Here is a 12,175-nt window from a genome sequence, read left to right as displayed (position 1 = left end):
GACGAACTGACCGTGCACACACCCGACCTCGACGACGTGTTCTTCGCCCTGACCGGAGGCACCGTCGCCCCCAACCAGCCCAAGGATTCCGTCCGATGAGCTCCCTCTCTCTCGCCGTACGCGACTCGAACACGATGCTGCGCCGCAACCTCCTGCACGCATGGCGCTACCCGTCCGGGACCCTGAACCTGCTGCTCACACCGATCATGATGCTGCTGCTCTTCGTCTACATCTTCGGCGACGTGATGAGCGCGGGCATCGGCGGCGGCGGCGCCGACCGCTCCGACTACATCGCCTATATCGTCCCCGGCCTGCTGCTGATGACCGTCGGCAGCACCGTGATCGGGGCCGCGGTGTCCGTCTGCGTGGACATGACCGAGGGCCTCACCGCCCGCTTCCGCACGATGGCGATCTACCGGGGCTCTCTGCTCGTCGGGCATGTCGTCGGCGGCGTGCTGCAGTGCCTGATGAGCGTGGCCCTCGTCGGCGCCGTCGGGGTGGCGATGGGCTTCCGCTCCACGGACGCCACGGCACTGGAGTGGATCGCGGCGCTCGCGCTGATCACGCTGTTCGCCCTGGCACTCACCTGGATCGCGGTCGGGATGGGCGCGGCAAGTCCGAATCCCGAGGCGGCCGGCAATATGGCCATGCCGCTGATCCTCCTGCCGCTCATCTCCAGCGCGTTCATCCCGGCCGCTACGATGCCGGGCTGGTTCCGGCCGATCGCCGAGTACCAGCCCTTCACCCCCGCCATCGAGACCCTCCGCGGCCTCCTCCTCGGCACCGAAATCGGCAACAACGGCTGGATCACGATCGCCTGGTGCGCCGGCCTGATCGCGATCGGCTACCGCTGGTCGACGGCGCGGTTCAACCGCGACCCGAAGTAGCCGAGACGTTACCGCAGCTCAGCGCACGCGCCCCCGCGGCTTCAGCGGCACCGGCGGCAGCTCCGGCGCGGGGAGCGGGGCACCGTCGTAGCCCTTCACGTCACCGAAGCGGGGCCCCGTCATCCAGTCCGCCCGCGCCTGCTCGATCTCTTCCTGCGTACGCCCGATGAAGTTCCACCACATGATCAGCTCCTCCTCGAACGGCTCGCCGCCGAGGAGCATCAGGCTCGCGTCGGACTCGGCGCGCAGGGGGAGTTCGGTGCGGCCGCAGCCGAGGTACAGCATCGAGCCGGGGAGGACCGGGACGCCGTCCACGTGGGCCTCGCCCCTCATGGACAGGACTGCGTACTCGAAGTCGGGCTCCAGCGGAAGGCGTACGTCCGTTCCCTGGGCGAGGGTCAGGTCCGCGCCGACGATCGGCGTGTAGGTCGTGCCGGGTGACTCCGCCCCGTCAAGACCGCCCAGGAGCAGCTTCGCGCCGAGGCCCGGCGCCGTCACGACGGGCAGGTCCGCGTGGTGCTCGAACCGCGGCTCGGTGTGCCGGTGCGCGTCCGGCAGCGCGACCCAGAGCTGGGCGCCGTGCAGGAAGCGGGCGTGCGCCTTGGGGCTCTCCTCGGAGTGGGAGATGGCCCGGCCGGACGTCATCAGGCCGAGTTCGCGCGGGCGGATCGTCTGCAGGCTGCCCGTGCTGTCCCGGTGCAGGACCTCCCCCTCGTGCAGCCAGCTCACCGTCTGCAGACCCATGTGCGGGTGCGGCGGCACCTGCATGCCGGGCTCGTCGGCGATGTCTTCGGGGCCGTAGTGATCGACTATCAATTTTCGGGGCCGTAGTGATCGACTATCAACTACTCCAAAGCACAACCGCGCGCTACGCCATCGCGCGCCGCGCGGCGCTCTTCTTCGCTTCCCGCGGGGGGTCCGGCGGGTCCCACACTGCTACGACCTCGACTCGGTCATCCGGGAAGATCTCGACTCGTCTGATGAGCTCGGCGAGGGTCACTCGCTTCGACTTCACGCTGATGGTGTCCCACTCCTTGATCAGACCTCGGACCGTCTCAAGGTGAGGTACGGGACTCACTGGCTCGGCGTCGAGCTTGGGCAGCTCGTCGAGCTCCGCCTGCGCCTCGTCGCGCTGCCGAGTGAACTTGTCCCGCGTCCTGGTGTACGAGTCGAGCGGCACGTGCCCGAGTGAGTACGCCTCTGTCGCGCGGTCGATCGCCTTCGTCGCCTTCGAGATCTCTTGCTCAAGCCGCTTGCGCTTCTGTGCGGCACCCGGCGACTTGCGGGGCTTCGGCAGGGCGATCCGCCCGGCGGCGATCGCGTCGATCTCGGCTGCCTTGTCGACGAGCCAGTCGCGCACCGTGTCCTCAACGATCCGGCGGCGGATGTAGACCGGCTCATGTTGGACGTGGTGTCGGGTACGGGCGCCGCACCGGTAGCCGTATCCGGGGTCACCCTTGCACGAGTGGATTTGCCCGGCCGAACTCCGCTTATTTTCTTGGCATATGCCGCACTTGATGAGACCGGCGAGCGGATACACAGGTTCGAGCGCCCGCGGTGGCGTGGCCTTCCGAATCGCTCTCCGGTCCCAATAGTCTTCCCAGTCGTCGCCAGGCACGATCGATTGGTGCACGGCTGGCCGGAAGTAGTGGTGTTCTTCCTTCTGGCAGCGTCCGGGCTTGGGACAGCGGGTGTCTGGCTTATGCACACGGAGTAGTCCGGCGGCAAACCCGCTGTCCATGAACCATTTGACGGTTTGGTCTTGCCACGCGTCGCCACGCGTGTTGGTGAATCCGAGGTCGTTCCACCACACGGCGACCTTGCCGAAACCTGTCTTCCCCTGGCGGTACTCCGCGAAGCTGTCGAAGACGATGTCGCCTTGCTGATCGAGGATCTCGTAGCGCTCATCCTGCAGGGTCCACCCTCCTGCGCCGTCCGGGAGGCGGCGGGGGTGCCATGTGTAGCCGAAGCGCTTCCCGCCTGTGGCGGGCAGGCCCATGGACCGCCTTAGCTCGTGCGTCTCCTTCCACTGCTCGCCCGCACGGTTGGACTCGAAGGCTGCGACTGCGAACAACATGTCGCGGGTGAACTCGCCGACCGCGGTCGAGGCGTCGATGTCCTCGGTGGCGCTCAGCAGTTGCCCGCCGGCTTGTTCGATCCGGGCGAGGTTGATCGCGACGCCGTAGCGGTTGCGGCCGAAGCGGCTGAACTTCCATACCCAAATTTCAGGGAAGAGGCCCTGTTCGACTGCCTCGATTCCCTGCATGATTTTTCGTTTGAAGTTCCGGCCGGTTGCGTCCGGATCTTCGATCCAGCGCGCGATATACCGTCCGCGCCGAATGGCAGCTTCTTCGACGACGCTTTTTTGAATGGCGATACTAATCATTTCTTCGCGCCATGTGGATACGCGCGCGTATCCAATGACGGGAATTAGCTCGCTCGTCTTAACGATTGACCGAGCAGGGGGAATGATTACTTTCCCTCGCGGTCTGCTTTCCATGGAGCCCCCATTTTCAGGCGCTGCCGTCCCGGCGCATCTGATGCGAGAGACGGGCGTTTGGCAGCTCTAAGATCTGCGCGTTGCCCGCCGGCTCGTGGGTTTCCTGGGTCAGTGCGTCGAGTCGGCCCGCTCTGTAGCCGATCTCTGTGTAGCGCTGCCTCTCCTGCATCGTGAGGCGGGCGGCGGCTTCCTGATGGCTCATCAGGAGTTCGAGGTGGGCGCGGGACCCAAGTTCGATCGCCGTGCCGGACGCCAGGAGGGCGGTCAGGATTCCGGCTCGGAACGTTGGCGTGTGATCCATGATCGTTCCGTAAAGCACAAGAGCGACCCCCACAATCGCGCAAGCCTTGGCCAGAACTATTACCGACTGCCGTCCCCGCATGTGTTTTACCCCTCCGCGGCAGCACCCCCCGTCGCACTGTCGCCATCGCTGCTGTTGCTTAGCCTGAGCCGCCTAATCATCGTCACGAACCAGTCGCGGTCGCCTTCCGGCACCCCGGCTGCCGCGGCCAACTCTTCTGGCGTCAAGGGTTTTCCGGACGATACCCCAATCTGACCGATATTCGCGCCTGGAATCGAAAAGTCGTCCTCTGTCGCGCGGCCGGTTCGAACGAGCAGATCGGTTAGCGGGATACCGGTACCCCTGGCGATCGCAAGCAGGCTCTCGTACGAGGGCGCCTGACCATCCATCAGCCGAGCAACGATGGACGCCGAGAGACCGGTATCCCTCGCCAGCTTCGCCCGGCCGCCGCCGCGCGGGTTCTTCACCTCGTATCCGAGGTCGGTCAGTACGCCCGTTAGCCAATCGAGCCAGGTGGGGCGCTCCCCCGGACTCTCACTGTGATCTCGTCTCCGCATGCGCGCAGGCTACCGCTAGTGGAACGACGGTTAGTCGACATTCCACCAATGGAAGGACACGTCAACGCGCCTGGTGTGCAACCTCCCTCCGTTAGCGCACGTCGCACCATCTTCGAACATCTGTACGTATTGCGCAATCGGATCACGAATCTTCACGACTTCCGACATCGGAACTTCCAGCACTGGAAGGATCATGTTAGCTTCCTTCCATCACTGGAACTTCCAGCAGTGGAAGGAAGTCGATGGAAACCATCGTGCTCAAGATCGGGGACTTCCTCGACCTCGTCGAATCCCGCGGCCACGCCACTTACGAGCTCCAGTCGCATGCAACCGGCCTCGGCACCGGCACGCTGCACCGGATCCGCGCCGGCGGGCCGGTCAGCAGCAGCACCGTTGCGGCGATCTGCTCGGCCTACGGCGTGGCCTTCGACGACGTGTTCGCGTTCGGAACGGTAACGGCGCAGCGAGCAAAGCAGCCGGACGTGAAGGCGATCGCGGCATGAGTGCCCGTCTTGTCGAGCTGTCGCCCGAGCGCGAGCGGGCGATACGAGCCGCTGCTGCCGCACTCGTCGACGCCGTCGCCGAGCGAGCGGCACGCACCCCCCGCGAGGCGGCCGAGGCCGCGTTCTACCCCGGTCATCCGCTCGGTTCGGTCGAGGCGATCGAGGCCGAGATCACTGCACGCCGCGAGCGCGAGGCAGCGCTGCCCACCGAACTGCCGCTCGCCGCCTAGCCAACGCAAGAGGGGCCGTCCCGCAACGGCCAAGCAGCGGAGACGACCCCGGGGCGCGCACGCCCCACTCATCCGTCACAGGAAGAAAGCGAGGCAGGCGCCGTGAGCGTTCAGCCTATCCAACTCCCCTACGCCGCAGGTCGACAGACCGACGAGCAGCGGCTCACCGCCGTCGAAACCGCCATCGCCTCGAACAACCTCCCGCAGCTCCGGACCGTCGTCCGCGACGACGCCGTGCACGTCATCGTCGGCGACATCGAGCAGTACGCGACGTGGGTGTACGCCCTCGGCGGCGAGTCCAACCGCGCGCCCGAACTCGACGGTGCCTCGCTGTGGACGCTGCGCACCGAGACGCCCTCCGGACGGAACCGTTCGAAGGTAGCGGTACGAGTTCACGTCGCGGTCGTGTGCGACGAGTCGGTGCCTGTCGAGTTTCGCAGGCCGGTGTCGGCATGAGTGAGAATCCCGCCGTCGAGACAGCGGCCCGTGTCATCGCCGCCGCGATCGTGCACGGCACCTCGACTGATGTCGCCCGCGAGGTCGCGCAGTGCCTCGACGACGCGCGTCTGCTCGTGCAGCGGACCGCGCCTGTCGATGGCCCGTTCCGTGTCTACGTCGAACCGATCCCGACGGGCGTGACCCTTGATGTCGAGGCGTTCGTGCAGCATGTCGTGTACGACATCGTCGAGCTTCTGCTCGGAGACAAGTACGGTGACCGCTTCGACGGTCTCGTCGACGTGCGGTCCCGCGACCCGCATCTGATCGAGCGCCCCGGAGATCTGCCGTTCGAGTGCCTCGTCGCCGACTTAGTCGCCGATGTCGGCACGAAGATGCCCGTCTACAGGCCGCAGGTTCTGCGCCTCGCCGAGCAGATGCTCGTGCGTGCCGCGCCGCAGGCGATACCGGGGCAGCGGGCCGAGGGCGGTGCGGCCGCATGAGTGCCCGCAGTGAGGTGCACGCCGCTCTGCTGCGGGCCGGATACGGAGCACCGGGCGCTGATCGGTTGCTCGACCAGGTCGAGCACGACGCCATCGTTCGGGAGCAAGACACCGACAGCGGCAGTCAGCCGCTCGAAGGCGCGTCCGCCCACGCGCACCGGCTGCCGTGCGAGTACCCCGAGGCGCTGCCGTGCCGTTGCCCGGTCCGGCCCCGTGCGTTGCCCGAGGGGAGTCTGCGGCGGGCGAGGCGGCGGGCGCGCATCGGTGACTACATCGCCGGGACGCGCATTGGTCGGGCTGACGTGTGGGTGTGGGCGGGTGGTGCCCGGTGACCGGTCCTCGTCACGCCGTGGCGACCGAGCGGGGTCGGTACTACACCGACCCTGCCGGGGGCCCCGACCTGATCAGTGTCACGAACGCACTCGGCACGGGCGTGCACAAGCCTGCGCTTGTGCCGTGGGGCTCCGGGCTCGTCGCCGACGCCGTCATCGCCGACCCGATCCGGACCGCGCGCCGTGCGCGTCTTGAGCCGACCCGGTTGCGTCGTGAGCTCGTCGCCTTGCCGAACAGCAGCGCCGAGCGGGCGCGCAGGCTCGGGACGCGCATTCACAACCGGGCGCAGGCGATCGCTATCGGCAGCCCGTTCCCGGCCGATCCCGAGGTCGAGCCGTACGCGGTGCAGCTCGCGCGGTTCTTCCGGCTGTGGCGGGTGGACTTCGAGCGCGACATCGAGTCGACCGAGATGACTGTGCTGCACCGCCGGTACGGCTACGCGGGCACGGGTGATCTGTGGCTGTGGCTGCCGACCGGCCGGTTCCGGCGGCGGCAGTTGTGGCTCGTCGACTACAAGTCGGCCGCCCGCAAGCCGTCGACGACGGTCTATGACGAGCAGCCGCTGCAGCTCGCCGCGCTGCGGCACGCGCCCGTTGCGCTGCTGCCGGACGACAGCGAGATCGAGGCGCCGCGCGTGCACCGTACGGCGCTGCTCAACCTGCGGCCGCGCGCGCATCGGTTCATCGAAGTGCCGTCCGGCCGCGCGCAGTTCCGCGCGTTCCTGGGCACTGTGCGCACGGCCCGCTACCTGCATGGCGCGCCGAGCGCGTACCCGACGATCCTGCCGCCGTGGGCGCCGGGGTCGCAGACTCGAAAGGCAGCCTGATCATGGGTAGCCGCATTCTGACCATGCAGCGGCAGGCGGCCGAGCTTGGCCGTATCCGCACCGGCTACAGCCGGCCGAACCCGGACCCGAAGAAGCGGCCGATCCCGGTCAAGTCCGAGACGTTCGTCTTCACTTCGCACCGTCGCAACTACGTCGCCGCGGCAGCCGAGTTGTGGGGCGGCGAGGTCGAGCAGTGGACACCGCAGAACCAGAGCATCGCGCAGTTCCGCGTGATCTCGCAGGCGCAGCAGATCGAGGCGATCCTGCCCGCCGGCGACCCGTTGTCGCAGTCTTACGAGATGTGGTCGGGCGGTGGGTGCGCCCGGCGCTGCGACGGCGAGACGGAGAAGCTCAGCCGCAAGCCGTGCTTGTGCCTCGCGCAGTTCGGCGACGAGTGGCACCTGCGCTCGGCGCGTGAGGTGTGCCGTCCGACGAGCCGCATCAACGTGATGTTGGCCGACATGCCTGATCTCGGCGTGTGGCGGCTGGAATCCAAGTCGTATTACGCGGCCGACGCCATGGCGGGCGGGCTCGACATCGTGCTGCAGGCGACCGGCGGCGAGTCGCTGATGCCGGTCCGCATGTGGATCGAGCAGCGCTCGGCGGTGCGCAACGGCAAGACGAAGAACTTCCCGGTCGTCATGGTCGTGCCGAGCCTGCCCAAGCTGCGGCACGCGCTGTCGGGCCCGCTGTCGACCGCGGCCGCCCTCGACCCCGGCGTGCTCGTCGAGCGCCCGGCGATCGAGGCGCCGCGGCCGGACTACCTCGACGAGGCGCGCAGGTGCCGCACCGCCGACGACGTGCTCGCCGTGTGGCAGCGCGCGCGGGCGGCCGGGCACGGCTCCGATGAGCTGCGCGACGACCTCAAGGCGATCGCCGACGACATCGCGAAGGGCATCGACCCTCGCTCGGGCGAGGTCGGCGACCAGGACGAGGGCGGGCCGGACGACGAGGGCGTTTACGACGCCGAGGTCGTCGGCGAGAGCGAGGCCGAGCCGCCCGCCGCGTATGTGTCGACGGTGTGGCCCGAGGCTGCGCGGCCGGGCGGGGGTGGCCGCTGATGTGGCACCTCGGCAGGCTGTGCGCCTTCGACCTGGAGACTACGGGCGTCGACGTCGAGGCCGACCGGATCGTGACCGCCGCGGCGCTCGCACTCGGCGGCGGTGAGGACGGCGAGGGGCACGAGTGGCTCGCCGATCCCGGCATCGACATTCCGGCCGAGGCGACGACGGTGCACGGCATCACGACCGAGCGCGCCCGCGCGGACGGCGGACCGGCCGAGACGGTCGTCGATCAGGTCGCCGGGTTCCTCGCGGTGCAGGTGCGCGACGCGGTGCCGGTGGTGGGGCACAACGTGCCGTACGACCTCACGCTGCTCGACCGCGAGTGCCGCCGCTATGAGCTGCCGACGCTGTGCGACCGGATCGGCGAGACGCCGTTGTACGTGATCGACACGCGGGTGCTCGACACGCACGCGTTGCCGTACCGCAGGCGCCCGTCGAAGGGCCAGGGGGCGAGGCAGCTCATCACCCTCGCGCAGGTCTACGGGCTGTCGTGGGACGAGGGCGCGGCGCATGGCTGCGCGTACGACGCGCTCGTCGCCGCCCGGGTCGCTTACCGGATCGGGCAGCTCGCCCACATGCCGCGGGCGGACTGGCCCGAGGCGATCCAGACCGCTCGGCGGCCGCGGTTTCACGAGCTCGGCGGGCTCGACCTCGCCGAGCTGCACTCCGCACAGATCACGTGGGCCGCGGATCAGGCGGCCGGACTCGAAGAGCACTTCCGCAAGACCGACCCGGGCGCCGTCGTCGACCGGTCGTGGCCGCTGCGCCCGTGGGTCGAGACGATCACCGAGGGGGCACTCGCATGACGTCCAACTTCCGATTCGTTGACCTCGACGAGCAGGCGCTCGTCGTCCTCGTCGAGCGCGACGGCTCGTACGAGGTGCAGAACCCCGCGCTGTGCAACCGGTTCGCCGCGGCGCTGCTGCGCGGCATCGCCGACCGACTCGACGCGGAGCACCCGCCCTACCCCTGCACTCCGGGCATCGGCGCCGAGCCGCAGCACGAGCGGCCGGCCGAGCCGCTGATCAGCCACGCGGGCACCCTCGACCGCGAGCGGAAGATGTGGACGGACGGCACCGGGCACGCGTGGGACTTGTCGTTGCCGTGGACGGATGCGGCCGACCGTTCGTGGCGGTGGCATGGCAGCCTCGACCGGCAGGGCACGCCGATCATGCGCAGCGCTGACGGCGCCGAGGTGCAGTCGCTCGACGTGGTGCGCGCCCTGTGGGGGCCGATCGCGCCGCTCTCGGGCGGTGCGGCATGACGACCGCCACGGTTCCCGGACTGATCGCACCGGGCGTGCTCGCACCGCTCGACGACCGGGTCGTCGCCGAGGGTGAACTGCGGGTGATCGGCCTCGACTTGTCGCTTACCTCGACGGGTGTGTGCCTGCCCGACGGCAGCACGTACCGGATCAAGACCCGCGGCAAGGACGGCGACCGCCGTCTCGTCGCCATCCGGGACAACATCCGTGCGGCACTGGCCGCGCACCGCCCGCACCTCACCGTGATCGAGGATCTGCCCAAGCACGCCATGGCGGCCGGGTTGACGGCGAAGGTGCACGGCCCGGTGCTGTGCGAGCTGCTCGACGCCGGCGTGCCGTACGCGCGCATCGTGCCGGCGACCCTCAAGAGCTATGCCTGCGACTACGGCCGGGCCGACAAAGCGCAGATGGCCGCGGCCGCGTACCTCGCGGCGGGCGCCGAGTTCGCCGACGACAAGGGCGGCGACCAGTGCGACGCCTGGTGGCTGCGCGCCGCCGGTCACGAGGCGTACGGGGTGCCGCTCTTCGATCTGCCGCCGGCGCAGCGCAAGCGGCTGCACGTCGTCGCGTGGCCGGCCGGTGTCCGCGCCCTGTGCGTGACGGGAGTGACGCGATGACCCTCCGCACCCCACCCAACCTGTCTATGCAGAACTCGGAGACTCCCGTGACCTCCCCCGCCCTGCACGCGCTGTCTCTTGGCGCGGGTGTTCAGTCAACAACGTTGCTGCTGCTGTCCGCCGAGGGCGTGCTGCCGAAGTACGACGTCGCGATCTTTGCCGATACCGGCTGGGAGCCCCGCGCCGTGTATGAGCACCTGGACCGTTTGGAGCGCGAAGTCGCCGAGCCGGCCGGTATACCGATCGTTCGGGTCCGCGCCCTGGGTGGCCAGGGGAAACGGTCATCGGGCGATCTGCGGGCCGACTCGCTGCGTCCCGACTCGTGGATGCGTATGCCGGTGTTCGTGGCAGACCGTGAGGACAAGAGCGCGGCCATGGTACGGCGCCAGTGCACGGACGAGTACAAGCTCGTCCCGTTCAAGCAGGAAGTACGGCGCCGTCTCGGATATCCACACCCCCGCCCCGTGCCGCGCGGGACCTATGCGCTCAGCTCGATCGGTATCAGCCGTGACGAGTTCCAGCGCGCGAAGGACGCACACGTTCAGTACCTCAAGAACGACTTCCCGCTGCTCCACCTCGCCGGCGCCGCCGACGGGCGCGAGGGGTGGACCCGCAATGACTGCATCCGCTACCTGCGTGCGCACGGTTGGGGCGAGACCCCGAAGTCGGCTTGCATCGGCTGCCCGTTCCATGGCAACCGGGCATGGCGGGCACTGCGCGACACCTGCCACTGCGGGCACCTCCGGGACGAACATGTCACGGTAGGTGACCGTCTGTTGTGTGATGTCTGCCCGCATGATGCTCCGCGGGCGTGCGCGGGGTTCGCCGCTCCTGAGTGGGACGACGCCGTCGCCTTCGACGGCAAGATGCGCGAGGTGCCACACCGCGGCATCAAGAAGGCCCCCTACCTGCACCGCAGTCTGCTGCCACTCGCCGAGGCACCGATCGACAAGGTCACCCGCGGCGAGTGGGCCGACCGGCAGCTCAACTTCTTCGATGCTGTCGCGGACGTTGAGGCCGAGGCGCTCGAAGAAGGCGAATACGGCAGTTGCTCGCCCTGGTCGTGCCGCAGCGACGAGCCGACCGCCGATGAGGGTGATTAGGGGTGGCCGGCCCTATCGGGCCGACGATCTGCGACCCGCACCCCGGCTACGGGCTGCGGGTGCGCAAGGACAGCAACCGGGCGATCCCGACGGCCGATGGCGACTGCCCGTGCGGGCAGTTCAGCAAGTCCGCGCAGGGCGACGTCGAGGTCGAGTCGCTCGTGATCGCGTACGGCCGGCACCGCCGCGACGAATGCCCCATTCCAGCGATACGAGCAGCGGCCGCTCGGCAGTACGCGGCGCTGCAGTTCTCACACAGCAGGCGAAGGAAGTGAATCACCCGTGCCGCACAACCTCGACCCCGACCAACTGCCCGAGGTGAAAGTCGACTCAAACGCCGGTTGGCTGCAGCAGGCGCTCACCGCCGCGCAGCGCCGCGGACTGTGGGAGCACCCCGGGATGAGTGTCTTCGCGGTCGTCGAGCTCACCTCGAAGAGCTTCACCGGGCACGCCGACGGCGAAGAGAAAGAGCCGCAGGTGAAGCTACGGATCACGGTCGCCGAGGTCGCGCAGGACCACGACCAGGCGGCGCAAGTCGCCGAGGTCATGCGGGCGATGATGCGGCGCCGCAAGATGAACGGCACCCTCGACGAGCTCGGCCCCGGTACCCGCGACGTCGAGGCGGCGGTCGCCGAGGCACTCACCCACCATCCGACCGAGGTCGAGTTCGAGGCGCACACAGCCCGCACACGGCGCGGCAGCCGGATCGAGCAGCACGGGTGACACGCGCACGGCGTGTGCGCTGCCGCTGCGGCCGCACGGTCCTGCGGCAACTCGTCGGCCACCGGGCGGCACTCGATGTGACCGCCGACGCCGAGGAGTTGACCGCGGGCGCGGCCGCGGAGCTGCGCGGGCCGAACCGCCTCGACTGGTGCCTGCGCACCACGAAGGGCGGGCCCGACCTGCGGTGGGCCGACTGTAACCGCCGCGACGGCGGGTGCCCGCACCCGCACGTGATCGACCACCAGTGCGCAGCGGCCGCGGCCCCGGTGCCGCGTCCTCGCACCTCTCGTACGTCCTCGGTCCCCGAGGGACAGCTCACCCTCGACTAG

Annotated in this window: 18 protein-coding genes and 1 pseudogene; 15 read left to right on the top strand and 4 right to left on the bottom strand. The window is 68.9% G+C overall.

Annotated features, from left to right (window positions below):
- Positions 1-95: 95 nt before the first annotated feature.
- Positions 96-887, top strand: a complete 792-nt coding sequence (locus STRAU_RS30305) for an ABC transporter permease (protein ID WP_016644236.1) — start codon at positions 96-98, stop codon at positions 885-887.
- Positions 888-905: 18 nt separating this feature from the next.
- Here the strand turns inward: STRAU_RS30305 and STRAU_RS30300 are convergent.
- From STRAU_RS30300 to STRAU_RS30285, 4 genes and pseudogenes are all read right to left on the bottom strand, one after another.
- Positions 906-1,697: pseudogene (locus tag STRAU_RS30300) on the bottom strand (pirin family protein); the annotation flags it as partial.
- 58 nt (positions 1,698-1,755) lie between these two features.
- On the bottom strand, positions 1,756-3,387 hold the full coding sequence (locus tag STRAU_RS30295; RefSeq protein ID WP_016644234.1) for a recombinase family protein: 1,632 nt from the start codon (positions 3,385-3,387) through the stop codon (positions 1,756-1,758).
- Between the two features lie 13 nt (positions 3,388-3,400).
- Positions 3,401-3,688 carry a hypothetical protein gene (locus STRAU_RS30290; RefSeq protein ID WP_158692161.1) on the bottom strand — a complete coding sequence of 96 codons (288 nt, stop codon included), beginning with the start codon at positions 3,686-3,688 and terminating at the stop codon, positions 3,401-3,403.
- 86 nt (positions 3,689-3,774) lie between these two features.
- Positions 3,775-4,245, bottom strand: coding sequence for a helix-turn-helix domain-containing protein (locus STRAU_RS30285; RefSeq protein ID WP_037662882.1), 471 nt, complete (start codon positions 4,243-4,245; stop codon positions 3,775-3,777).
- A gap of 242 nt (positions 4,246-4,487) precedes the next feature.
- Here STRAU_RS30285 and STRAU_RS30280 point away from each other — a divergent pair, with 242 nt between their 5' ends.
- The 14 genes from STRAU_RS30280 to STRAU_RS30215 all read left to right on the top strand — a co-directional run bounded on the left by STRAU_RS30280 (position 4,488) and on the right by STRAU_RS30215 (position 12,175).
- Entirely contained in the window at positions 4,488-4,748 is a 261-nt protein-coding gene (locus STRAU_RS30280; RefSeq protein WP_016644231.1) for a helix-turn-helix domain-containing protein, read from the top strand.
- Positions 4,745-4,978 (top strand): hypothetical protein, encoded by a 234-nt coding sequence (locus STRAU_RS30275; protein WP_016644232.1) that lies wholly within the window; start codon positions 4,745-4,747, stop codon positions 4,976-4,978. The genes STRAU_RS30280 and STRAU_RS30275 overlap by 4 nt, the downstream gene beginning before the upstream one ends.
- Before the next feature lie 102 nt (positions 4,979-5,080).
- A complete protein-coding gene (locus STRAU_RS30270) occupies positions 5,081-5,434 on the top strand; it encodes a hypothetical protein (protein WP_016644229.1) in 354 nt (117 codons plus the stop codon).
- The gene (locus STRAU_RS30265; protein WP_016644230.1) at positions 5,431-5,916 is read left to right on the top strand and encodes a hypothetical protein; all 486 of its coding nucleotides are present in this window, start codon (positions 5,431-5,433) and stop codon (positions 5,914-5,916) included. Before STRAU_RS30270 ends, STRAU_RS30265 begins: the two co-directional genes overlap by 4 nt.
- Positions 5,913-6,248, top strand: coding sequence for a hypothetical protein (locus tag STRAU_RS30260; RefSeq protein ID WP_158692160.1), 336 nt, complete (start codon positions 5,913-5,915; stop codon positions 6,246-6,248). Before STRAU_RS30265 ends, STRAU_RS30260 begins: the two co-directional genes overlap by 4 nt.
- Positions 6,249-6,265: 17 nt before the next feature.
- The gene (locus STRAU_RS30255) at positions 6,266-7,075 is read left to right on the top strand and encodes a hypothetical protein (protein WP_259300024.1); all 810 of its coding nucleotides are present in this window, start codon (positions 6,266-6,268) and stop codon (positions 7,073-7,075) included.
- Between the two features lie 2 nt (positions 7,076-7,077).
- Positions 7,078-8,136 (top strand): recombination directionality factor, encoded by a 1,059-nt coding sequence (locus STRAU_RS30250; protein ID WP_259300023.1) that lies wholly within the window; start codon positions 7,078-7,080, stop codon positions 8,134-8,136.
- Positions 8,136-8,945, top strand: coding sequence for an exonuclease domain-containing protein (locus STRAU_RS30245; protein ID WP_016644225.1), 810 nt, complete (start codon positions 8,136-8,138; stop codon positions 8,943-8,945). Before STRAU_RS30250 ends, STRAU_RS30245 begins: the two co-directional genes overlap by 1 nt.
- The gene (locus STRAU_RS30240) at positions 8,942-9,403 is read left to right on the top strand and encodes a phiSA1p31-related protein (RefSeq protein WP_016644224.1); all 462 of its coding nucleotides are present in this window, start codon (positions 8,942-8,944) and stop codon (positions 9,401-9,403) included. The genes STRAU_RS30245 and STRAU_RS30240 overlap by 4 nt, the downstream gene beginning before the upstream one ends.
- Positions 9,400-10,020: a RuvC family protein gene (locus STRAU_RS30235; RefSeq protein WP_016644223.1), complete on the top strand. Its 621-nt coding sequence runs from the start codon at positions 9,400-9,402 to the stop codon at positions 10,018-10,020. The genes STRAU_RS30240 and STRAU_RS30235 overlap by 4 nt, the downstream gene beginning before the upstream one ends.
- Positions 10,017-11,123, top strand: a complete 1,107-nt coding sequence (locus STRAU_RS30230) for an adenine nucleotide alpha hydrolase family protein (RefSeq protein ID WP_259300022.1) — start codon at positions 10,017-10,019, stop codon at positions 11,121-11,123. Before STRAU_RS30235 ends, STRAU_RS30230 begins: the two co-directional genes overlap by 4 nt.
- A 2-nt stretch (positions 11,124-11,125) precedes the next feature.
- Positions 11,126-11,398 carry a hypothetical protein gene (locus STRAU_RS30225; RefSeq protein ID WP_016644221.1) on the top strand — a complete coding sequence of 91 codons (273 nt, stop codon included), beginning with the start codon at positions 11,126-11,128 and terminating at the stop codon, positions 11,396-11,398.
- Between the two features lie 7 nt (positions 11,399-11,405).
- Positions 11,406-11,846 (top strand): hypothetical protein, encoded by a 441-nt coding sequence (locus STRAU_RS30220; RefSeq protein ID WP_016644220.1) that lies wholly within the window; start codon positions 11,406-11,408, stop codon positions 11,844-11,846.
- A complete protein-coding gene (locus STRAU_RS30215; protein WP_037662877.1) occupies positions 11,843-12,175 on the top strand; it encodes a hypothetical protein in 333 nt (110 codons plus the stop codon). The genes STRAU_RS30220 and STRAU_RS30215 overlap by 4 nt, the downstream gene beginning before the upstream one ends.

The sequence above is a fragment of the Streptomyces aurantiacus JA 4570 genome (genome assembly GCF_000414115.1).
In the GTDB taxonomy this organism is placed as follows: Bacteria; Actinomycetota; Actinomycetes; order Streptomycetales; family Streptomycetaceae; genus Streptomyces; species Streptomyces aurantiacus_A.
Note: the sequence above shows the minus strand (reverse complement) of the source record. Positions and strands in the feature narration are given on the sequence as shown.

Excerpts from the sequence above, each read along its gene's own strand:
- STRAU_RS30235 (WP_016644223.1), top strand. The coding sequence starts at position 9,400 with ATGACGACCGCCACGGTTCCCGGACTGATCGCACCGGGCGTGCTCGCA.
- STRAU_RS30305 (WP_016644236.1), top strand. The coding sequence starts at position 96 with ATGAGCTCCCTCTCTCTCGCCGTACGCGACTCGAACACGATGCTGCGC.
- STRAU_RS30250 (WP_259300023.1), top strand. The coding sequence starts at position 7,078 with ATGGGTAGCCGCATTCTGACCATGCAGCGGCAGGCGGCCGAGCTTGGC.
- STRAU_RS30275 (WP_016644232.1), top strand. The coding sequence starts at position 4,745 with ATGAGTGCCCGTCTTGTCGAGCTGTCGCCCGAGCGCGAGCGGGCGATA.
- STRAU_RS30265 (WP_016644230.1), top strand. The coding sequence starts at position 5,431 with ATGAGTGAGAATCCCGCCGTCGAGACAGCGGCCCGTGTCATCGCCGCC.
- STRAU_RS30245 (WP_016644225.1), top strand. The coding sequence starts at position 8,136 with ATGTGGCACCTCGGCAGGCTGTGCGCCTTCGACCTGGAGACTACGGGC.
- STRAU_RS30260 (WP_158692160.1), top strand. The coding sequence starts at position 5,913 with ATGAGTGCCCGCAGTGAGGTGCACGCCGCTCTGCTGCGGGCCGGATAC.
- STRAU_RS30285 (WP_037662882.1), bottom strand. The coding sequence starts at position 4,245 with ATGCGGAGACGAGATCACAGTGAGAGTCCGGGGGAGCGCCCCACCTGG.
- STRAU_RS30280 (WP_016644231.1), top strand. The coding sequence starts at position 4,488 with ATGGAAACCATCGTGCTCAAGATCGGGGACTTCCTCGACCTCGTCGAA.
- STRAU_RS30240 (WP_016644224.1), top strand. The coding sequence starts at position 8,942 with ATGACGTCCAACTTCCGATTCGTTGACCTCGACGAGCAGGCGCTCGTC.
- STRAU_RS30230 (WP_259300022.1), top strand. The coding sequence starts at position 10,017 with ATGACCCTCCGCACCCCACCCAACCTGTCTATGCAGAACTCGGAGACT.
- STRAU_RS30290 (WP_158692161.1), bottom strand. The coding sequence starts at position 3,688 with ATGGATCACACGCCAACGTTCCGAGCCGGAATCCTGACCGCCCTCCTG.
- STRAU_RS30295 (WP_016644234.1), bottom strand. The coding sequence starts at position 3,387 with ATGGAAAGCAGACCGCGAGGGAAAGTAATCATTCCCCCTGCTCGGTCA.